This window comes from Sphingomonas sp. IW22 (assembly GCF_041321155.1).
Classification (GTDB): domain Bacteria; phylum Pseudomonadota; class Alphaproteobacteria; order Sphingomonadales; family Sphingomonadaceae; genus Sphingomonas.
On sequence record NZ_JBGGWB010000001.1, the window covers coordinates 527,368 to 546,817 of the forward strand.

Consider the following 19,450-nt stretch of genomic DNA (forward strand, 5'->3'; position numbering starts at 1 on the left):
TGCCTCAATGATATCGTGTCCAAGCCCGGTCCGGGCCGCGCCGGGCGCGGCGCCGGTGACGCCAGGTGCCTATCATCAGCATCAACAACACCGGATAGGCCGAGAAGGCATGTGCGATCTTATACACTTGCCTGTGGTGAACAGGGGCCAGCCACACCCCCAACTGCATCTCAACCCCGACGATCAAAACCCCGGCGACCACCATCGGCCACCACCGTTCGGCCTTCAGCGCCAGAACGATCATCCCGATCGTCAGCGCAATATCGAACAGCAACACGGTGACCTCTCGATCCGCCAGCGGTCGTGCATTCATGCTGACCAACGCGAAATCGATGATGGAGGCCGCCAGGATCAGGATCGCGGCTACCCGCTCAGGTGTCCCCCCGGCAAAGAGCGCGTAGCCGCACGAGCCCGCAAGCAGAATGAAGAAGAATACGACATTCAGCATGCGGGCCGCACCGGGTTCAGGCGGCGGCGCGGATCGGCGTCACCGTGGCGATCGGCGCGTCGCGCGCCTCGTCATAGGTGGGCACCGTGTCGCCAAAGGCCGTGGGCGTCAGCGCGTTGCGCTCTCCGATCTCCAGCGCCTTGGCATGTGCCCGCGCCAGGTGGTGTCGCGCGCGGATATGCAGGCCCATCGCCTCGTTCAGATCGGCCAGCACCGGCTGCGCTTCCCCGAACTTCAGATGCATGCTGCTTATCCCGTTCGTCGCCAGCATCAGTTCGGCGTAACGCGCCAGCGCTGCGTCACACGCTGCCTCCGCCTGTTGCAGCACTTCCGTGAATTTCCCTGCGTCCATTCTCCACCACCCCTGGTTCGTTCGATGATCGCGGGGTCTCGTAAATTGCGATCAACCCCACGACAGCCACCGTCACCAGCGCAAGGCTGACGGCGATCGCGACCGAAATTCCGGCGATGATGCCCAGGCGCTGCAGCGGCGAATACCGCTCCATCCCCCGGCCAACCGCCATGTCGTTCGCTGGCTGCGGGGCTTCGAATGGGGCCGGTGGGACATCCCCGCCAACCCGGACTGATCCCCCCGGAATTTCTCCGGGGGTGGCCTCAGGGGCCGTTTCCGGGGGAGTTTCCTCCCCGAAGATCGCCTTGTACCGCCCGGCCGCGTCCGCCCGGTCGCGCGCGCCCAGCAACACCACCGCCTCGGCGATGTAATTGTCGACCGTCTTGGGAGAGAGGCCCAGTTCCTCCGCAATCGTCTTGCTGCGCTTGTGCGCCAGCAAACCCGTCATGCATTGATGCTGGCGAGGCGAAAGCCTGGGGGGGGTCTGGGTCACGATATCAGGGCGATGATCGTTGAAAGCGTCGCCGCGATCATCAGCGCGGCAATCATGACAGCCTCGAGATAGAATGAGGTCGGCTCGTCGCCGTCGCAACGCCAGTCCTTCATTCGCCGCCCCCCGCGCGATACGCAGTGGTCGGCGCATGAACCGTTCGCGGTCCGCCGGTGTCTCGCATTGCGTCGAGCAACTCCAGCATGGCGGCACGCGCACGGTCATTCAGACAGGCGAAGTGCTCCAGCAATTTAAGTTGCTGCTGATCGAGCAACGGCGGATCGGGAACATCCGCGTCGGGATCACTCGCTTCGCCCGTCAGGTAAGCCGGAGTAGTGCCGAGCTCCCGGGCAATCTTGTGCAGGTGCGTCGTTGATCGCGCGCTGCCTCGGATCAGCGCGTTCACCATAGGCTGGCTGATACCGACACGCCGCGCCAGTTCAGCCTGACTGAGGCCCATTAGCGACAACCGCTCGCGAATGCGCTCACCAACGCTCATAGGACTGGCAATCTATCAGCAAGTTTATAGCGCGCGACCTCAATGTATTGATTGACTCGCCTATCATGATCTTGATAGCAGTCGGCCCATGGGTATCGAGGCTCGCCTTCAGACACCGCTAGCCAGAGCCGTTCGAACGAGCGGCTCCCAGTCCGCGTTCGCTCGGTTGATCGGCGTAAGCCAGCCGGCGGTGCATCTGTGGTTGAAAGAAGGCCGGATACTCCCCGCCGAGCATGTACTCACCGTCGAAAGTGCCACCGGCGTCTCTCGCCACGATCTCCGGCCGGATATTTATCCGCCGGAACCGTCGTTGGTCGGTGCGAGCGAAACAGATCGCGCATGATGGCGCCTTCCTCCCCTCTGTCCTTCGGCCGCCCCCTTTCGGCCGGAGCGCGCGGGCGGCGTTCCTGGGATTCCGCCGCCCGCGCGTTTTCCCCTTCGGCCGCGTCGACCGGTCGGAGCGCCCGTCACCCCACCCGCCGGGCGTCCGTCGTCGACACTCCCTTGCGTAACGGAGCGGGCGCCGGTCGTCCCCAGCGATCCGCGTCCGTTTTCTCGGGTGAAAGCTACGACGGCGATCTGGGATGCGTACGGATCTGCCGCGACCTTAGGGACGCAGAAATTCACGCCGCACGGGCTCCACAAATAGGTGACTACCCGCGGCACGATGCTCACATCATCCCGAAACGAAGCTCGATTTCTCGGTTTACGATCTCACGTGCAGCCTCGGGTAAGACCGCAGCCTCAAGCCTTTCAACCATCGATGCTCGTACCCGCTCCGCTGCAGATGCCCCGGAAATCCAACGCAGTTCGGCACAAAGCGCCGCAACACCCGCGATCAGGGCCAATGTGGCCCCAAGTTGCGCCATGGCGCTCTCGCTATCCGATAATGTTTCGCAGGGGTCTTTCATGACAAACCGTGGTGAGCTCTGTGGATTCGTTCAGATAAGCGCCTTCGCGGCCGAAAGCCCTCCCACCAAAGGGGCATATTGATGACGAAGCTCCGCCCGCCCTTGTCGTTCGAACAGGCCCTGCGTGAGATCCGCGACGCCATCGGCGAAGCCGAAGTGCGCGCCATCATCGGCCGTTCGATGAGCCGCCTTACTGATTATCTCGACCCGGATGCAGAGGGGTATATCCGCCTCGACCACGCCTTCGCGCTTGAGCGGCGCTATTGCCAACTGGGCCATCCCGGCGCGCCCCTTCAGGAAAGCTGGGCGGGTCAGCTGGGCCTGCTCGCACCCGCCGCGCCGACCATCCCCCAGCTGCTCGGCCAGATCGCCGAAACCGTGCTCGAAATGGGTGAGGCAACCGCCGCCTCGATCGCCGCTGCATGTCCGAACGCGACGCCCGCGGCGCGCGATCACGCCATCCGCGAAATTGATGAGGCCATTGCCGAGCTTCAGCGCAAGCGCACCATGCTGACCAGCGCCGCGCGCCCGCCCTGATCGCCGCCTGATCCCCCTGCCCGTCCGACCCGCACCCCGCGCCGCCCCCTGCCGACGCGAACGCCTTCCTGTTGCCTGGAGCCCGCCGCCATGGCCCTCACCCCCGGTCAGTATCTGCGCAAGCGGCGCGAGGCCGCTGGCCTTTCGCTCGACGATGCCGCCCTGTGCTTCGAAACCGTGCCCCCGATCGCCGCGTCCGCACGCGCCGAATGGCTTGCGCTGGTAGAGGCTGACGCCGTGCCGCTGCCCGTCGGGATTGCCGACGCACTGCACGACGCCTTCCCGTTCGACGGCCGCGTTCTGGCCGAGCTGGCCTATCGCCTGGACGAAGACCCCGACAGCATCGCCTTTGGCTATGCGGTCTGCCGTTCGTGCGGCTGTAGCGAGCTCGATCCGTGCGACACCGGCTGCAGCTGGGTCGTTGGCGACGCAGCGCTTTGCACCCGCTGCCATGATCGCGCGCGCGGCGCGCCCGGTGCCGACACGATTGTCGTCGCCACGCTGACAACGGTTGCCGCGTGACCCCGCCAAGCCATCGCCTCGACCTTGCCGCGCTGTTCCTGATCGGCGTCGCCATCGGCGGCTGCCTGTTCCGCAACGTCTCCATCGCCGTGACCGGCGTCGTCGGCGCGCTCGTGTTCGGCGCGGCCATCGCCATCCAGTTCGTCCGCACTCGCAACAGGGAGAAGCGCTCGTGACCCCTCGCCGCCCCAATCCGATCCCGCTGACCCCGCGCATCGAAATCCATCCGCTCTGGTGCGACTGCGCCGTCTGCATGCCCCCGGCGCCGCGCGCCCCGCGCCGCACCTCGTCGGTTCGCACCAGCGTCACCGCGCTTGCCGCTGGCATCCTGACCGGCATGGCGCTGTCGGCGGTCGCGGCTTGGGCAACCGGCGGCCCCGGTCCGCTTGCGGTATTTATTCCGTGATCGTAACGACATTTAGTTCTTTTTGGGCCCAGCGCTGCGCCCTTATCCGAAATCACCGGCACGACGCCGATGATGGCGCGCCGCCGTCCCTGACCCGGAGCGGCGGCGCGTCCCCCATTCAGGACGCTGGCACATGAAGCCCGCCGCGCCTTTGGCGGCAGAGCGCTGCACCTGCCGCGAATGCCGCGCGCTCGACGCCGCCCACCCGCGCGAGGGACATCAGCTCGCGCTCGCGCCCGCATCGGCCGCGCGCACCCGATCCGCCAAGGCCGTGAAAATGTCGGAAAGGAGAAACCCTTGAACGCCCCCTCGATCGTCCGCCTCGATCAGCGCCTCAGCAAGGCGGCCGAGATCGGAAAAGGCATCAAGCTCCAACCCGCCGACCTCGACCTGCTTGCCAGTCTTGGCCTTTTCGACATCACCCACCGCGCCAAGGCCGAATATCTCAAGGAACAGACACGATGCCGGGACGCGCGCCGCCGCTCTATCGTCGAGGAAAATACTGGCTCGATTGGGACGAGCGCGCCGACGGCAGCCGCCGCAGCCCGTACCTCACCATCTTCTGGTACTGCCCAGATACGCAGCGTGTCCGAAGCGCATCGACGGGTACGGCCGAAGAGGAAGCGGCGATCGTAGCGCTCGACCGGCGCTATCTCGCCGACAAGTCCGAAGCGCCGGCATTTTGCCCGATGTGCGGCCAGCCGCGCGCCAACGCCGACGCCTATTTGCTGACCGATGCGATCGCCGACTATCGCCTCGAATGGGGCGACAGGCAAAGCTCGGCCGACAGCATCGCTGCGCGCCTCGATCATGTCGTTCGGTTTCTTGAGGCTGAGGAAGCACGCGGCGCAGAGGGCCGCTTTGGTCTGGCGACCAGCATCGCCGCCGCATCCAGCACCGTCTTTGCCGATGCGTTTCGCGCCTGGTCGCGATCGACGCCGGTCACATGGCGCAATGGAAAGGGTGAGGTCACCGTATCGCGCCCGCGCGCGCCGGCCACGACCGAGGAATCGATTATCCAGCTCGCGGCCGCGATCAATCACGCGGTCGATGCCGACCCGCCCCGTGCAACCAAGCGCCCGACCTTCAAGCCGATCGCCCGCGCACGCGTGTCGCGGCCGCGGCGCACGCGCGTTGGCGTGCAGGATCTCGCGCGCATGGTGGAATATGCGGCCGAACCGAACCGGCGGCGCGGATCGCTTCACGCGTTCCTCATCGCATCGATCTGCACGATCGCCCGGCCGGATTCAGTCGTTGACATCAATGTGCGCCCGGATCGCGGTCAGTGGTGGCCGGGGGCTCCTACGATCGACCTGAACCCGATCGGCCGACTTCAAACGAAGAAGTTTCGCCCGGTGCTCCCGGTCCTGCCCCTGCTCGACCACCACCTGCGCGCCGCATCAGGAATGGCTCAGGCTCGACAGGAACGAGCAGCGGCACGGTGGCTGGCTGATCAACTACCATGGCCGTCCAATAAAGGACGTTCACCGATCCTGGACGACGATGCTCGAACGCCTCGATCTGCCGTCAGGCCGGGAATGGATGCCCTACGTCCTGCGCCACAGCCTCGCGACCATCGTACGCAATCACGGCGCGGCGAAATGGGACCTCGAAGGCTTCATGGGCCATCGCGGCGTCAGCCAGACAGAAGTCTACGCAATCGGGGAATTCGCAACCGTCGAAGCGGCTCTTCAGCGGATCATCGACGAGATCGAAACGCTGGTTCCGGGCGCCCTCCACCGGAGGGGCACCGGGGTCGGCTTACCTGTCCTTCTGCCTAAGGAGACAAAAATGTCAGGATAAACCGACCCTTGGTGTGGTGGGCGTGGCAAGGATTGAACTTGCGACCCCTGCGATGTCAACACAGTGCTCTACCACTGAGCTACACGCCCGCCGGGAGTGGCGCTGTTAGCGGCGACAGTTTCGCGGCGCAAGCATAATTTCGGATTTTTTTCAGGGGTGCGACGGTACCGTGTCCATTTCGAAAAGGCGGTCGATCTCCCCCACCAGATCGCGCAGGTGGAACGGCTTTGACAGGACGCGGGCCTGCGGCATGGTGCGACCGGCGCGGAGCGTCACGGCGGCGAAGCCGGTGATGAACATCACGCGCATGTCGGGCACCAATTCGCTGCTGCGCTGGGCCAGTTCGATGCCGTCCATTTCGGGCATGACGATATCGGTCAGCAGCAGGTCGAAACGCTCCTGTTCGATCAGCGACAGCGCGGCCGTGCCGCAATCGACGGCGGTCACGCGGTAACCCGCCCGCTGGAGCGCGCGCGTCAAATATTCGCGCATCACCGCGTCATCCTCGGCGAGCAGGATTCGGTACATCATCGTCCCTTTTGTAGAGCCGCCCCCATATGACCGAATGTTACCATATTTTCCAGTAAGCCCGCCGCGGCCCGCGCATGATTGCCGCAAGCGCTGCGCGCGCCTAGCGTATGGGTGTGACCCAGGCCATGCCGCATTACAGTTTCGACCGGTTCGGGCCGGACGTGCCGAACAGTCCGGTCGTGCTGTCGGTCCCGCATGCGGGGCGCGATTATCCGGTCGAACTGCTGGATGCACTACGTGTGCCGCCGCGCGCGCTGCTGCCGCTGGAGGATCGCCATGTCGATGCGGTGGCGCTGGCCGCGCACCGGGACGAGGCGATGCTGGTTGCGCGTCGCCCGCGCGCGTGGATCGACCTGAACCGCAGCGAGCGGGAGCGCGATCCCGCTGTCGACGATGGCGTGTCCCCTGCCGCACTGCCGGCTGCGTCGAACAAGCTGCGAAGCGGGCTGGGTCTGGTTCCGCGCCGGGCCGGGCCGGCGGGCGATTTGTGGCAGCGGCGCTTTTCCGGCCCCGCGATCGAGCGGCGGATCGAGGCGGACCACCGCCCCTATCATGCCGCGCTCGCACAGGCACTGGAGGCGGCGCGGGCGCGATTCGGCGTTGCGGTGCTGCTCGATATCCATTCGATGCCGACGCTGGGCAGCGAGCGCGCACAACTGGTGCTGGGCGACCGTTTCGGACGCGCGGCCAGCGGCACCGTGGTCGCGTTGATCGAGGCTGCGGCGCGTCGGGAGGGTCTGCGTGTCGCGCGCAATACGCCCTATGCCGGCGGCCATATCCTTGAACGGCATGGCGATCCGGTGTCGGGCATCCACGCGGTGCAGCTGGAGTTCGACCGGCTGTTATATCTGGATCCGCTGACGATGGAGCCTTCGCCCAGCGTGGCACGCCTGGGCGCGGTGCTGCGCGCGATCATTGACGCGGCGGCTGAAATTGCCCCGCCCCCTGCTTTAGCCGCTGAATAGGCAAGAAAAAACCACCTGGTGCGGATGCACCAGGTGGCCAAGGTTCAGGGAGGAGACACGCCCAAAGGCGTGTCGCATAGCCCGGCGAAAGGGGGGACACCGGACCACGCAAGAAACAATATAAGCGGCCGGTTTGCGCGCACAAGTGGTGCCCAACCTGATTTTTTAACGCCCCGTCAAACACATCACCCCGACCCTCCTTGCGGAGAGCCGGGGCGGTAGTCGATCGGCGATGGCCGGATCAGTTGGCGGTCAGCGGCACCGGCTGCTGCGGCAGCTTGCCCTGGCGCATCTGCTTTGCGAACAGGTCGCGCATCAGGCTGAGCGACAGGAGATGCGCGTAGATCAGCGGCAGCATGCCCGACTGCTGCATCTTGCGAAGCTGGTCGCCGCGCAGCTCGTTCAGCTTGTTTTCGTCGATCATCTGGAAACCGCGATAGACGAAGGGCTGGGCGCCGTCCGGCTGGATTGAGATTTCGCCGTCCATCAGCAGGCCCTGTTCCTTCAGCTCACGCATGAAGGCGCTGGTGCGCTGACCGGCCTGCTCGAACTGTTCGGCAAAGCTGAGGATGCCCTTGGTCAGTTCGGTCGGCTCGCCATTTTCGAACAGCTTTTCGCCCTCATCGAACGCGCCGATCGTTTCCGAGGTCGGGTCGAAGCACAGCGAGAGTTCGTCGCTGTCCGGACGCAGACGCGCCAGCATATAGGGATAGCGGCGGACATAGGCCGGGATATAGGTTTCGTCGTCCAGCAGCTTGCCTTCGGCGTCGAGGAAGGTGTTGACCCCTTCGTTCAGGCCCATCAGCGCCAGCGGCACGGGATCGTCACCAACCGAAAACACGATCGGCATACGGCGCTGAACCAGTGGGAATTCCTCAACCGTCAGCGGCACGGCGTGGTGATTTGCCAGGAACGGCGCGGTTGCAGCCGGGCGCACGCGGAAATCGGCGTGCTGCGTGCTCGAAAGCGGTTCGAGCTGATTATAGAAAAGCGGAAGTCCTGCCTGCTGCGGTGCGCTGGCCATTTTACTCTCCTGGGAAATCCAAATGAAATCGAGGTGCCGTTGCCGGATCGTCGCGCGCGTCTAAGTCGCTGCGCCGTCGGGTGCAAGCTTCACCAGCTTGCCGGGGTTGAAAAGCCCCTGCGGATCCAAGGCCGATTTGATCGCGCGCATCGCCGCCAGCCGGGCCGGCGGGCCAAGGCGTTGCAGTTCGTCGATCTTCATCTGGCCAATGCCATGTTCGGCCGAGATCGAGCCGCCCGCCGCTACGACCAGATCGTGCACCATGCGCGTGGCGGCGGGGGCATGATCGGCATACCATTGCTGCGCGCTCATGCCCGCGGGCGCGCGCACGTGGAAATGGACGTTGCCGTCGCCCAGATGGCCAAAGCCGCTGGCGTGGGTGCCGGGAAAGGCAGCTTCGATCGCCGCTGCCGCTTCCACCATGAAGCCGGGCATCGCCGCCACGGGCACCGAAATGTCATGCTGTGACGCCGGGCCCGCCCCCCGCTCCGCCGCAGACAGCGAATCGCGCAACCGCCAGAATGCCTCGGCCTGCGCCTCGCTGGCGGCGATGACGGCATCGGCCACCAGCCCGTCGCCAATCGCGTCGGCCAATATGCGCTCCAGCATCGGCTCCAGCGGCGCGGCGGGGTCGCTGCTCGTCGCCTCTACCAGCACATGCCACCCATGGCTGCCGGCCAGTGGCGCACGGGCACCGGGCAAATGCGCCACCGCCAGCGCCAGCGAAGAACCGGGCATGATCTCGAAACTCTCGACCGCATCGCCCTGCGCCTCCAGGCGGCGAAGCAGCGCCAGCGCGTCCGCCGGGCTGCCGACCCCGGCCCATGCCACCGCGCGAGTGGCGATGGCGGGCACCAGCGACAGCGCCGCCGCCGTGACGATGCCCAGCGTCCCCTCCGCCCCGATCATCAGCTGGTTCAGGTCATATCCCCGATTGTCCTTGCGAAGCGGCGACAGGCCCTGATGGATGGTGCCGTCGGGCAGCACCGCCTCAACCCCCGCAACTAGCCGCCGCATCGTACCGAAGCGGAGCACTTGCGTGCCCCCCGCATTGGTGGAGACAAGGCCGCCGATCGTCGCCGATCCCTTGGCCCCCAGCGTCAGGGGAAAGCGCATTCCCGTCTCACCCGCTGCTGCGTGCAGTTCGGCCAGGATCACACCCGCCTCCGCCACTGCCTGTCGCGCATCGGGGTCGATGGCGCGGATCGCGCGCAGCCGCCGGGTGGACAGGATCAGTGCCGATCCGTCAGCGGGTGGGGTCGCGCCGCCAACCATCGAGGTATTGCCCCCCTGCGGCACCAGCGCGACGCCCAGCGCGCGGGCCTGAACGACTATCGCGGCAACTTCCTCCACATTGGCAGGTGAGAGGATCGCGGGCGTCGCCCCGTGATAGCGACCGCGCCAGTCGGTCGCCCAGGGGGCGATGTCGGCGGGGTCCGTGGTGACCGCGCGTGGGCCCGCGATGCGGCGCGCGGCGTCGATCATTTGCGTCTGGGCTGGCGTCATGTGGAGCGAGGCGATAGCATGGCCCCTGAACCGACGCCAATTCATCGCCGGTTCAAATGGTGGCGGGCATGTCCCGTGCGTCGATGGTGAGTTTGTTGATTGATCCTCTGCTGATCCTCCAGCTCGCGCTTGCGCCGGATGCGGCATGGCAGGCGCAGGCGGATCGTGCGCCACCCGCGGGGGTGCGCGCGCAGGTCAGGATCGAGCGACATATCGTGGTCCGCATCCCTCGCATGAATGTGGCGCCCGGCATGGTTGCGGCGTCGTCGGCGCCGCCCCTGCCCCCGATCAGCTGGGTCGAACGCAGCGGCGGCGACCAGTGCGTGCCTGTATCGTCCCTCGCCGCCGCGTCGATCACCCGGCCCGATGCCGTCGATCTGGTCCTGTCGGGTGGAAAGCGGATGCGCGCGCGGTTAGGCGAGGATTGCCCGGCACTGGGCTTTTACTCCGGCTTCTATCTGCGTCCGCCCGCCGACGGGCAGATCTGCGCCCGCCGCGACGTGATCCGTTCACGTTCCGGGGGCGAATGCCGCATCGAAACCTTTCGCCCGCTGGTGCCGACCCGCTGAGAACAGCCTCGGCACTTGACTTTTTCGGCCAAATCCGCGAGCGGGCCATGGTACGCGGACCCGCTTTCGGGCCGCCTTTCCGGACAATTGCATGAGCTTTGCCGATCTCGGCCTGTCTGACGAACTGCTACGCGCCGTGACCGAGGCGGGGTATTCCGAACCCACGCCCATTCAGGCCAGCGCCATTCCGTCGGTATTGATGATGCGCGATCTGATCGGCATCGCCCAGACGGGCACTGGCAAGACCGCCAGTTTCGTCCTCCCCATGATCGATATTCTGGCGCAGGGCCGGACCCGCGCGCTGATGCCGCGCAGCCTGATCCTTGAGCCGACGCGCGAACTCGCCGCGCAGGTGGCCGAGAATTTCGAGAAATACGGCCAGTATCACAAGCTATCGATGGCGCTGCTGATCGGTGGCGTGCAGATGGGCGATCAGGTCAAGGCGCTGGAAAAGGGCGTCGACGTGCTGATCGCGACACCGGGCCGCCTGATGGACCTGTTCGAGCGGGGCAAGATCCTGCTGACGGGTTGCGAATTGCTGGTCATCGACGAAGCGGACCGGATGCTCGACATGGGGTTCATCCCCGATATCGAGACGATCTGTTCGAAACTGCCCAAGACGCGCCAGACGCTGCTCTTTTCCGCGACGATGCCGCCGCCGATCAAGAAGCTGGCCGACAAGTTTCTGAGCAACCCCAAGACGATCGAGGTCGCTCGCCCCGCGACCACCAACACCAACATCACCCAGCGGTTGGTGCCGACACGCGCCGACCGCAAGCGGGAAGTGCTGCGTTCGCTGTTGCAGAGCGAAGAGATCCACACCGCCATCATCTTCTGCAATCGCAAGACGACGGTGCGGGAGCTGAACAAGTCGCTTCGCAGCCACGGCTATGCATCGGGTGAAATCCATGGCGACATGGACCAGTCGGCGCGCATTGCCGAGTTGGACCGGTTCAAGCGCGGCGACATCAACATCCTGGTCGCCAGCGATGTCGCGGCACGGGGCTTGGACGTGAAGGGCGTCAGCCACGTCTTCAATTTCGATGCCCCCTGGCATCCCGACGATTATGTCCACCGCATCGGCCGTACGGGCCGCGCGGGGGCAAAGGGTTCGGCCTTTACGTTCGTGACGAGCGAGGACGCCGAAAACATCGCGAATATCGAAAAGCTGACCGGCCAGACGATCGAACGGGTCACCGTCGGTGAACGCGCCGAGCCGCCCGCCGAAGCGCCGGCCGCCGAAAGGCCCCGCCGCGAGCGCAAGCGCAGCGAACGGCGCCCCGCCCCCACCCCGGCCGAAGCGGAGGCAAAGCCCGTCGAGCGCGCGGCACCCCCGCCCCGCGCAAAGGAAGAGCGTCGCGACCGCCGCCGCCACCGCGACGATGACGGCGCCGACGATGGCGGCTGGAACGGCCCGATCCCGGCCTTTCTTGAAGTCACGCTGGGCCGCTGACCCCTTCGCATGGACGACGGCATCGTTACCCGCGTTGCGCCGGTTGCGGTGACCAGTCCGTGCGTTCTGGTCTGCACGCTGGACACGAAAACAGGCTGGTGCCTGGGTTGTGGCCGGACGGGTGAAGAAATCGCTGGATGGACGCGCGTAACCGATGGCGAACGGCGCATGATCTTGTCGCAATTGCCCGAACGGATGGCAAAATTGCGCGCATCATAATCGCGGATCGCGCCGAATAGCCTAACCGATCGCTAACGCTTGCTGATATAGTGTCGCCGGCGTGAAATACGCCGCATCCAGCCAATTCGCCCGTCCGAGGATCGATGCGCGCGCCCTGTTGGGCCTGCGCGACCCGGATGACTCGACCGACTGGAGCCCGATTCGGGCGGCGCAGATCAATACTGGCGCGCAATTGGCGCTGATGCTGCTGATGGCAAGCATGGTCGGTGTTGCCGTGGTCGACCTGATGCTGCGCGACACCATCGCTGCATGGCAGCTGGGATTATGGACGATGCTGGTCGTCGTCGTGTCGATCTTCGTCGTCGTCCGCCGCCTGGCCAGTCGCAACCGAACGCGGATCAGCGCCAGCTTTCGCGACGTGCGTGACACGGCGCTGGACGGACTGGCGCTGGGCGCGGTGTGGGCCATCGCGCCGCTGTGGTTCGGCCCGACAGCACGCGGCGATGCGGCGCTGGCGCTGTGGATCGCACTGGCCATTCTGATGACGGCATCGGCGATCGCGATGGCCGCGCTGCCGCTGGCGACGATGATGTTCCTGGCGGTACTGGGCGGATCGGTGGCATTGGCGCTGGCGGTGTGGGTCGATGTCGCGCTGGGCGCGGCCGTGCTGCTGTTCGCACTGTTACTGTGCGTCATCTGTTTCGGGCGCGGCCGTTCGCTGGTCATCATCCGCGCGCAGGAAATCGCCATTGCCGAACGGGACGAGACGGTCAGCCTGCTGCTGCGCGAAGTGGCGGAGGACATTGCCGACTGGTTGTGGGAAAGCGACACGCAGCGGCGGGTGATCCGCGCCAATCCGCGCTTTGCCTATGCCCTTGGCCTGGAGCCGACGTCGATCAACGGCATGCCGCTGCTCCAGGTCCTGGCCGGACCGAAATGGGAGGAGGGCAAGTTCGCGCCGGGCCTGCACATGCTGGCCGAAAAGCTGAAGGCGCGTGAGCCGTTTCGCGACCTGTTGCTGCCGGTCACTGTCGGTGGCGAGGAACGGTGGCTGAAGCTGGCGGCCAATCCGCGGTTCGATGAGCGTGGCACTTTTACCGGCTTTCGCGGCGTCGGGTCAGACGTGACGGCGGAGCGTCAGTCGAACGACCGGATCAACCATCTGGCCCGCTATGACGCGCTGACCGGCCTGCCCAATCGGACGCTGGTGAACGAAGCGCTGGCCCATGCCATGGCCGATGCCGACAAATGGGGGTCGCGCTGCGCCTTCATGATGATCGACCTGGATCGGTTCAAGGCAGTGAACGACTCGCTGGGCCACCCGCTGGGCGATCGGCTGCTGGGGCGCGTGGCCGACCGGCTGCGCCATCTGATGACCGAAAATGAGACGACCGGTCGACTGGGCGGCGACGAATTCGCTGTCGTCATCCGCGACGCGCGCGACGGTGAGCGGCTGGCTCGGCTGGCGCAGCGCATCATCGATGACCTGTCCCAACCCTATGAAGTCGACAACCACACGCTCTATATCGGCGCCAGTGTCGGGCTGGCGGTCGCGCCGCGCGACGGCCGCACTGCGGAAATGCTGATCCGCTCCGCCGATCTAGCGCTGTATCGCTCGAAGGATGCGGGCGGCGGCGCCTTCCACCATTACGAGCCGGAACTGCATGTCGAGGCCGAAGAGCGGCGCGTGTTGGAAATCGCGCTGCGTCACGCGCTTCAGAAGGATGAACTGAGCCTTCATTTTCAGCCGGTGGTAGACGCATCCGATGCGCGACTGATCGGGTTTGAGGCGCTGTTGCGCTGGACCCACCCCGAACTTGGACCGATCAGCCCCGCCAAGTTCGTGCCGTTGGCCGAGGATGCGCGACTGATCGCACCGATCGGCGAATGGGTGGTGCGGCGCGCCTGTGACGAAGCAGCGCGGTGGGACGACGACATCCGCATCGCCGTCAACGTATCGCCCGAACAGTTGCATCACCCGTCATTCGTATCGGTCGTGGCCGAATCCATCCGCCAGTCAGGCATCACCGCCGACCGGCTGGAACTGGAGGTCACCGAAAGCGTGTTCCTGCGCGAGGGCACGGGCGCGGTGAAGGTGCTGGAGCAGCTGCTCGACCTTGGCTGTCACCTCAGCCTGGACGATTTCGGCACCGGCTATTCCTCGCTCGGCTATCTGTCGCGCGCGCGCTTTTCGACGATCAAGATCGACCGCAGCTTTGTCCAGGCCGCCGCCAATGGCGGGCGTGAGGCAATCGCCATCATGCGCGCCGTGGTCGCGATGGCCGATTCGCTGGGGCTGTCCACCACCGCCGAGGGGGTGGAGACCGAAGATGAGCATAATATGATCCGCACGCTGGGCTGCACCAAGGTGCAGGGATATTATTTCGGGCGTCCGATGCCGGTGGCGGAGGCGCGCGTTCTGGCCACGCGGCGAATGCGCGCGGCGGGCGGCACCGCGGCGTAAAACGATGCTTGCCCCACACAGCGACCCGCGCTAAAGCCCGCCTCCGGCTGAAGGAGTGTAGCTCAGTTGGTAGAGCATCGGTCTCCAAAACCGAGGGCCCACGGTTCGAGTCCGTGCACTCCTGCCAGCCGTGATTTCCAGGATCATTGATGACATCACCCGACGCGACGCGCGCGCTGGTCGAGCGCTATTATGCTGACTTCAACGCGGGTGATACGGCCGCGATGGCGGATCTGGTGAGCGACGATCTGGTCCATGACGTTAATCAGGGCGAACGCCGAACCGGCCGTGACGCCTTTATCGCGTTCAACGCGCACATGACGCGCTGCTATCGCGAAACGCTGAGTGACATGGTGATCATGGTCAGCGACGATGGCCGCCGCGCCGCCGCCGAATTCGTGGTGCACGGCGAGTATCTGGCCACCGACGAAGGGCTGCCGCCCGCGACCGGGCAGCGTTACGTCCTGCCCGCCGGTGCGTTTGTGGCGGTCGAGGACGGGCGGATCGGGCGGATCACCACCTGTTACAACTTGGCCGACTGGATGCGTCAGGTGACCGGCGCATGAGCGTCACGGTCCGCGCACTCGCCCCCGCAGAGATCGCACACGCCGTCAGCGACCTGGCGCGGCTGCGCATCGCGGTGTTTCGCGAATGGCCCTATCTGTACGACGGCAGCACCGCGTATGAGAGCGATTATCTCCGCAATTTCGCTGCCGCGCCCGACCCGGTGCTGATCGCCGCGTTCGACGGCGATGCAATCATCGGCATGGCCACCGCATCGCCGCTGGCAGCACAGGATGATGCGACCCGCGCGCCCCTGGAAGCCGCCGGATTCGACGTGCCCGCAACCTTCTATTTCGGCGAATCGGTGCTGTTGCCCGACTATCGCGGCCAAGGGATCGGCCACCGGTTCTTCGATCTGCGCGAAGCTGGCGCGCGTGCCGCCGGGGCGCAAGTCGCCACCTTTTGCGCGGTTGTGCGTCCGGACGACCACCCGCGCCGCCCCGCCGATGCGCGCGATCTGACGCCCTTCTGGCAGGCGCGCGGCTATCGCCCCGTCGCCGGTGCCGAAGCGGTGTTCAGTTGGACCGACCTGGGCGATGCAGAGCGCACGCCCCACCCTATGCGGTTCTGGTCGCGCGCATTGTGAGCGCATTCAGGATCGCGGTCGCCGCTTATCCCGTCGAACGGGTCAAGGATTTCGCCGCCTGGGAGGCCAAGGCCGAATATTGGCTGGCGCAGGCGGCGGCAAGCGGTGCCGCGCTGGCGGTCTTTCCCGAATATGCCGGAATGGAGCTGACCGCTATCGACCCGGCCAGCGTCGACGACCTGCACGCCTCCATCGCGGCGCTGGGCGATGTGGCGGCCGCCGTCGACGCGACCCACGCGCGGCTGGCGGCAGCGCATAATCTCCACATTCTTGGCCCCTCGCTTCCGCTGCGCGGCCCGGACGGTCGGTTTCGCAATCTGGCCCGGCTGTTCGCCCCCAATGGCCGGTCGGGCGCGCAGGAAAAGCGTGTGATGACCCGGTTCGAGCGGGAGGAATGGGACATTGCCGGCGGTGACGCGCTATCGCTGTTCGAAACCGCGTTGGGGCCGATCGGAGTGGCGATCTGCTATGACATCGAATTCCCCCTGATCGCACGCGCACTGGCAGAGGCTGGCGCGACGCTGATCCTGGCGCCGTCGGCAACCGACAGCCTGCACGGCTATTGGCGGGTCCGTATTGGCGCACAGGCGCGGGCGCTTGAGAATCAATGCTATGTCGCGCAGGCGCCGGTGGTGGGCGATGCCGAATGGACACCCTCGCTTGGCACCAGCCACGGCGCAGCGGGCGTTTTCGGGCCGCCAGATTTGGGCTTTCCCGCCGACGGCGTAGTCGCGCTGGGGGCGATAGACGTCCCCGGATGGACCTTTGCCACCATCGATCCCGCAGCTGTCACACGCGTGCGGACCGAAGGGGCAGTGTTCAACCACGCCCATTGGGCCGAACAATTGCCGCGCGGCACTGCGACGGCCCTGCCCCCCGTGGTGCGCGTCGACCTTCGCTGAGCCGCCCCTTGCCCGGTCGGGGCGGACACGCTATGTCCCGACGCCTAATCCGACAATCTGGATGGGACGCACCGCACCACAAGGGACGGGCAGCGGCCCCATGCCCGGCGGTCGGCACATCGGATCGAGGAACAGGACAACCCGTGGCCAAGACGTCCCCAGTCGAGTTCATGCGCCAGGTGCGCGCCGAAACCGCCAAGGTCGCGTGGCCGACGCGCCGCGAAACGGTGATGACCGCCGTCATGGTCGTCATCATGACCACGCTGCTGGCGCTGTTCTTCCTCGGCGTCGACACGATCTTCGATTCGATCGTGAAGTTCCTCCTCTCCCTCGCGCAATAAGGACGATCAACGATGGCGCGCTGGTACATCATTCACGCCTATTCCGGTTTCGAGAACAAGGTCCGCGATTCGATCATGTCGGAAGCGGCTCGCATGGGTCTTGAGCAACTGGTCGAGGCGATCGAAGTCCCCACCGAACAGGTGACCGAAGTCCGTCGCGGCAAGAAGGTACAGGCCGAGCGCAAGTTCATGCCCGGCTATGTCCTCGCCAAGCTGGAACTGAACGACGACGTCTATCACCTCGTCAAGAACACGCCCAAGGTTACCGGCTTTCTGGGCTCGTCGGGCAAGCCGCAGCCGGTCAGCGATGCCGAAGCCGCCCGGATGCTGAATTCCAAGGACGAAGCCGCCGCCGCGCCCAAGCAGAAGATCCGCGTCGATTTCGAAATCGGCGATTCGGTCAAGGTGCTGGACGGTCCCTTCGCCAGCTTCAACGGCCTGGTGGAAGAGCTGGATTTCGACAAGGCGAAGGTCAAGGTCGCGGTGTCGATCTTTGGCCGCGCCACGCCGGTCGAACTCGACTTCGAACAGGTCGAACGCAGCAAGTAATCGGGCATCGCTTCTGGCGATCCATGAACGGACGGGGCGGGTCGGTGCCAGGCATCGGTCCGCCCCTGTCATATCCGCGACAGGCGCTTGCGAATTGAGCGCATCGGCCGCAACAAGCGCGGCGCGACGTTTTGGGGAAACATGATGATCCTGTCCGACCACTGGATTCGCGACGCGGCAAAGGCCGGCATGATCGAACCGTTTGTCGAAGGACAGCGGCGCGAAGGCTGCATCAGCTATGGCCTGTCCTCATATGGCTATGACGCGCGCGTCGCCGATGAGTTCAAGATTTTCACCAATGTCGACAATGCACTGGTCGATCCTAAGGATTTCGCAGCCAACAGCTTCGTCGATCGCAAGACCGACGTGTGCATCATTCCGCCCAACAGCTTCGCACTGGCGCGGACCGTGGAGTATTTCCGGGTGCCGCGCGACGTGCTGGTCATCTGCCTTGGCAAATCGACCTATGCGCGCTGTGGGATCATCGTGAACGTCACGCCGCTCGAACCCGAATGGGAGGGTCATGTGACGCTAGAATTTTCGAACACCACCCCCCTGCCGGCCAAAATCTACGCCAACGAAGGCGCGTGTCAGTTCCTGTTTCTGCGCGGCGATCAGCCCTGCGAGACGAGCTATGCCGATCGCGCCGGCAAATATATGGGTCAGCGCGGGGTGACGCTGCCCCGGCTGTAATGCCGGATCGAGCGGGCAATCGCCCGGCGAGCCTCAGGCCTGAATCGGCGATGCACATCGGTGCCGCGCCCGATCATCAGCCTTATCACCCGACCGTGCCAAGGCGGCGCTGCCAGACAATCGATCGGAGCGGGCGCCCGGTGATGAGCGCCCCGCCCCGTTCGGTCAGCGTGCGGCCATGCGCTGCTGGTCGAGCTTGTTCAGCCCGCGACGCGCGATGTCGTGCGAATTGAGCGCCACGTCGGGCTTCAACAGCAGCGAGACATTCTCCGCGGTCAGCGCGCGGTTATACAGGCTCTGCGCTGCGTCCATGCGGTTGGTGCGCGCATAGATCGCCGCGAGGTTGATCAGCAGTTCCGGCTTGGTCGGCTCAAGCGAAAGCTGCGCGCGCAACGACGTTTCGGCCTCTGCAAAGCGCCCATTCTCGATCGCGTCGTGCGCATAAGGATCATTCCGGTCCTGTGCCACGGCCGACACCGCCGGAACGCCCAGCATCGCCGCGACAATCACTGCCTTGAACATCTGCATGTCATCTTCTCCATCATTTCTGTTTCGTGACCCTTATATGTCACTTTGATGGCATGCCGGTTTCGGTTTAGTGACGCAAGGGGAATGGCCCGGTTTGACCCCTTTTCGGTCGGCACATGCAATTTTCACACGCGCACGAAAAAGGGCGGCCGAAGCCGCCCTTGATGCACGATACTGGATCCGCGTTTCCGCCGATCAGAATTCGCGGTACTGCTCGTTCCCGATGAAACCAAGCTTGGTCACATTGGCACGCTTCACGATCGCCAGCACTTCGTCGACACGATCATAACGCGCCATCGAGTTGGGCTGGAAATGCAGTTCCGGTTCCGGGTTCATCTGCGTCGTCTGATCCAGATACTGGGTCAGCGTCACTTCATTCACCGGCGCCCCATTCCATGCCAGCGTGCCGTCAGCCGCGATCACGATCTTGTTCTTGACCGGATCGACCTGCGGCTGATTGGTGCTTGCCGAATCCTGAGGCAGGTCGACCTTCACCGCGTGCGTCTGGATGGGGATGGTGATGATGAACATGATGAGCAGCACGAGCATGACGTCGATCAACGGCGTCGTGTTCATTTCGCCCATCGGTTCGCCGTCTTCGCGGCCACCGCTCATTGCCATGTTTCA

27 protein-coding genes, 2 tRNA genes and 1 pseudogene are annotated in these 19,450 nt (G+C 65.2%); 18 read left to right on the plus strand and 12 right to left on the minus strand.

Features of this window, described 5'->3' with window-relative positions:
• Positions 1-4: 4 nt before the first annotated feature.
• The 4 genes from ACAX61_RS02510 to ACAX61_RS02525 form a co-directional block, all read right to left on the minus strand.
• Positions 5-448 (minus strand): hypothetical protein, encoded by a 444-nt coding sequence (locus tag ACAX61_RS02510; protein WP_370713246.1) that lies wholly within the window; start codon positions 446-448, stop codon positions 5-7.
• Positions 449-464: 16 nt separating this feature from the next.
• Positions 465-776, minus strand: a complete 312-nt coding sequence (locus ACAX61_RS02515; RefSeq protein ID WP_370713247.1) for a hypothetical protein — start codon at positions 774-776, stop codon at positions 465-467.
• On the minus strand, positions 748-1,293 hold the full coding sequence (locus ACAX61_RS02520; RefSeq protein WP_370713248.1) for a helix-turn-helix domain-containing protein: 546 nt from the start codon (positions 1,291-1,293) through the stop codon (positions 748-750). The genes ACAX61_RS02515 and ACAX61_RS02520 overlap by 29 nt, the downstream gene beginning before the upstream one ends.
• 109 nt (positions 1,294-1,402) lie before the next feature.
• Positions 1,403-1,789 carry a helix-turn-helix domain-containing protein gene (locus ACAX61_RS02525; protein WP_370713249.1) on the minus strand — a complete coding sequence of 129 codons (387 nt, stop codon included), beginning with the start codon at positions 1,787-1,789 and terminating at the stop codon, positions 1,403-1,405.
• Between the two features lie 88 nt (positions 1,790-1,877).
• Between ACAX61_RS02525 and ACAX61_RS02530 the strand changes: the two genes are divergently transcribed.
• A complete protein-coding gene (locus ACAX61_RS02530; protein ID WP_370713250.1) occupies positions 1,878-2,132 on the plus strand; it encodes a transcriptional regulator in 255 nt (84 codons plus the stop codon).
• Between the two features lie 328 nt (positions 2,133-2,460).
• Here the strand turns inward: ACAX61_RS02530 and ACAX61_RS02535 are convergent, their stop codons facing one another.
• On the minus strand, positions 2,461-2,658 hold the full coding sequence (locus ACAX61_RS02535) for a hypothetical protein (RefSeq protein ID WP_370713251.1): 198 nt from the start codon (positions 2,656-2,658) through the stop codon (positions 2,461-2,463).
• Positions 2,659-2,781: 123 nt separating this feature from the next.
• Here ACAX61_RS02535 and ACAX61_RS02540 point away from each other — a divergent pair, with 123 nt between their 5' ends.
• The 4 genes from ACAX61_RS02540 (at position 2,782) to ACAX61_RS02555 (ending at position 4,165) form a co-directional block, all read left to right on the plus strand.
• On the plus strand, positions 2,782-3,237 hold the full coding sequence (locus ACAX61_RS02540) for a hypothetical protein (protein WP_370713252.1): 456 nt from the start codon (positions 2,782-2,784) through the stop codon (positions 3,235-3,237).
• Positions 3,238-3,327: 90 nt separating this feature from the next.
• Positions 3,328-3,759, plus strand: coding sequence for a helix-turn-helix domain-containing protein (locus tag ACAX61_RS02545; RefSeq protein ID WP_370713253.1), 432 nt, complete (start codon positions 3,328-3,330; stop codon positions 3,757-3,759).
• On the plus strand, positions 3,756-3,935 hold the full coding sequence (locus tag ACAX61_RS02550; RefSeq protein WP_370713254.1) for a hypothetical protein: 180 nt from the start codon (positions 3,756-3,758) through the stop codon (positions 3,933-3,935). The genes ACAX61_RS02545 and ACAX61_RS02550 overlap by 4 nt, the downstream gene beginning before the upstream one ends.
• On the plus strand, positions 3,932-4,165 hold the full coding sequence (locus ACAX61_RS02555) for a hypothetical protein (protein WP_370713255.1): 234 nt from the start codon (positions 3,932-3,934) through the stop codon (positions 4,163-4,165). The genes ACAX61_RS02550 and ACAX61_RS02555 overlap by 4 nt, the downstream gene beginning before the upstream one ends.
• Positions 4,166-4,384: 219 nt before the next feature.
• Here the strand turns inward: ACAX61_RS02555 and ACAX61_RS02560 are convergent, their stop codons facing one another.
• Complete coding sequence (locus tag ACAX61_RS02560) at positions 4,385-4,591, minus strand: hypothetical protein (RefSeq protein ID WP_370713256.1); 207 nt, start codon at positions 4,589-4,591, stop codon at positions 4,385-4,387.
• Between the two features lie 993 nt (positions 4,592-5,584).
• On the opposite strand from ACAX61_RS02560, the pseudogene ACAX61_RS02565 reads away from it, so the two are divergent.
• A pseudogene (locus tag ACAX61_RS02565) lies at positions 5,585-5,968 on the plus strand (site-specific integrase); the annotation flags it as partial.
• A gap of 14 nt (positions 5,969-5,982) precedes the next feature.
• Here the strand turns inward: ACAX61_RS02565 and ACAX61_RS02570 are convergent.
• Together ACAX61_RS02570 and cpdR are read right to left on the minus strand one after the other, a co-directional pair.
• Positions 5,983-6,057, minus strand: a tRNA-Val gene (locus tag ACAX61_RS02570).
• A gap of 61 nt (positions 6,058-6,118) precedes the next feature.
• The gene (gene cpdR, locus ACAX61_RS02575) at positions 6,119-6,496 is read right to left on the minus strand and encodes a cell cycle two-component system response regulator CpdR (protein WP_370714882.1); all 378 of its coding nucleotides are present in this window, start codon (positions 6,494-6,496) and stop codon (positions 6,119-6,121) included.
• A 128-nt stretch (positions 6,497-6,624) separates the two neighbouring features.
• On the opposite strand from cpdR, the gene ACAX61_RS02580 reads away from it, so the two are divergent.
• Positions 6,625-7,464, plus strand: a complete 840-nt coding sequence (locus tag ACAX61_RS02580) for an N-formylglutamate amidohydrolase (protein WP_370714883.1) — start codon at positions 6,625-6,627, stop codon at positions 7,462-7,464.
• A 241-nt stretch (positions 7,465-7,705) separates the two neighbouring features.
• Here the strand turns inward: ACAX61_RS02580 and ACAX61_RS02585 are convergent, their stop codons facing one another.
• Positions 7,706-8,488, minus strand: a complete 783-nt coding sequence (locus ACAX61_RS02585) for a SapC family protein (protein ID WP_370713257.1) — start codon at positions 8,486-8,488, stop codon at positions 7,706-7,708.
• 60 nt (positions 8,489-8,548) lie between these two features.
• A complete protein-coding gene (locus tag ACAX61_RS02590) occupies positions 8,549-9,973 on the minus strand; it encodes an FAD-binding oxidoreductase (protein ID WP_370713258.1) in 1,425 nt (474 codons plus the stop codon).
• A gap of 116 nt (positions 9,974-10,089) precedes the next feature.
• On the opposite strand from ACAX61_RS02590, the gene ACAX61_RS02595 reads away from it, so the two are divergent.
• The 11 genes from ACAX61_RS02595 to dcd all read left to right on the plus strand — a co-directional run bounded on the left by ACAX61_RS02595 (position 10,090) and on the right by dcd (position 18,295).
• Positions 10,090-10,563 (plus strand): hypothetical protein, encoded by a 474-nt coding sequence (locus ACAX61_RS02595; protein WP_370713259.1) that lies wholly within the window; start codon positions 10,090-10,092, stop codon positions 10,561-10,563.
• 91 nt (positions 10,564-10,654) lie between these two features.
• Positions 10,655-12,016, plus strand: a complete 1,362-nt coding sequence (locus ACAX61_RS02600) for a DEAD/DEAH box helicase (RefSeq protein WP_370713260.1) — start codon at positions 10,655-10,657, stop codon at positions 12,014-12,016.
• Positions 12,017-12,025: 9 nt separating this feature from the next.
• Positions 12,026-12,235 carry a DUF1289 domain-containing protein gene (locus tag ACAX61_RS02605; protein ID WP_370713261.1) on the plus strand — a complete coding sequence of 70 codons (210 nt, stop codon included), beginning with the start codon at positions 12,026-12,028 and terminating at the stop codon, positions 12,233-12,235.
• 61 nt (positions 12,236-12,296) lie between these two features.
• Positions 12,297-14,660, plus strand: a complete 2,364-nt coding sequence (locus ACAX61_RS02610) for a putative bifunctional diguanylate cyclase/phosphodiesterase (protein ID WP_370713262.1) — start codon at positions 12,297-12,299, stop codon at positions 14,658-14,660.
• Positions 14,661-14,711: 51 nt separating this feature from the next.
• Positions 14,712-14,787 (plus strand) — tRNA-Trp (locus ACAX61_RS02615).
• A 22-nt stretch (positions 14,788-14,809) separates the two neighbouring features.
• Positions 14,810-15,226, plus strand: a complete 417-nt coding sequence (locus tag ACAX61_RS02620; RefSeq protein WP_370713263.1) for a ketosteroid isomerase-related protein — start codon at positions 14,810-14,812, stop codon at positions 15,224-15,226.
• On the plus strand, positions 15,223-15,810 hold the full coding sequence (locus tag ACAX61_RS02625) for a GNAT family N-acetyltransferase (RefSeq protein ID WP_370713264.1): 588 nt from the start codon (positions 15,223-15,225) through the stop codon (positions 15,808-15,810). Before ACAX61_RS02620 ends, ACAX61_RS02625 begins: the two co-directional genes overlap by 4 nt.
• A complete protein-coding gene (locus ACAX61_RS02630) occupies positions 15,807-16,712 on the plus strand; it encodes a carbon-nitrogen hydrolase family protein (protein ID WP_370713265.1) in 906 nt (301 codons plus the stop codon). Before ACAX61_RS02625 ends, ACAX61_RS02630 begins: the two co-directional genes overlap by 4 nt.
• A gap of 143 nt (positions 16,713-16,855) precedes the next feature.
• Entirely contained in the window at positions 16,856-17,053 is a 198-nt protein-coding gene (secE, locus tag ACAX61_RS02635) for a preprotein translocase subunit SecE (RefSeq protein WP_370713266.1), read from the plus strand.
• Positions 17,054-17,065: 12 nt separating this feature from the next.
• Entirely contained in the window at positions 17,066-17,602 is a 537-nt protein-coding gene (gene nusG / locus ACAX61_RS02640; RefSeq protein WP_370713267.1) for a transcription termination/antitermination protein NusG, read from the plus strand.
• A gap of 141 nt (positions 17,603-17,743) precedes the next feature.
• Entirely contained in the window at positions 17,744-18,295 is a 552-nt protein-coding gene (gene dcd / locus ACAX61_RS02645; protein WP_325283091.1) for a dCTP deaminase, read from the plus strand.
• 165 nt (positions 18,296-18,460) lie between these two features.
• Here dcd and ACAX61_RS02650 read toward each other — a convergent pair whose 3' ends face one another.
• Positions 18,461-18,823, minus strand: a complete 363-nt coding sequence (locus ACAX61_RS02650; protein WP_370713268.1) for a tetratricopeptide repeat protein — start codon at positions 18,821-18,823, stop codon at positions 18,461-18,463.
• 195 nt (positions 18,824-19,018) lie between these two features.
• Entirely contained in the window at positions 19,019-19,444 is a 426-nt protein-coding gene (locus ACAX61_RS02655; protein ID WP_370713269.1) for an ExbD/TolR family protein, read from the minus strand.
• Positions 19,445-19,450: the final 6 nt, after the last annotated feature.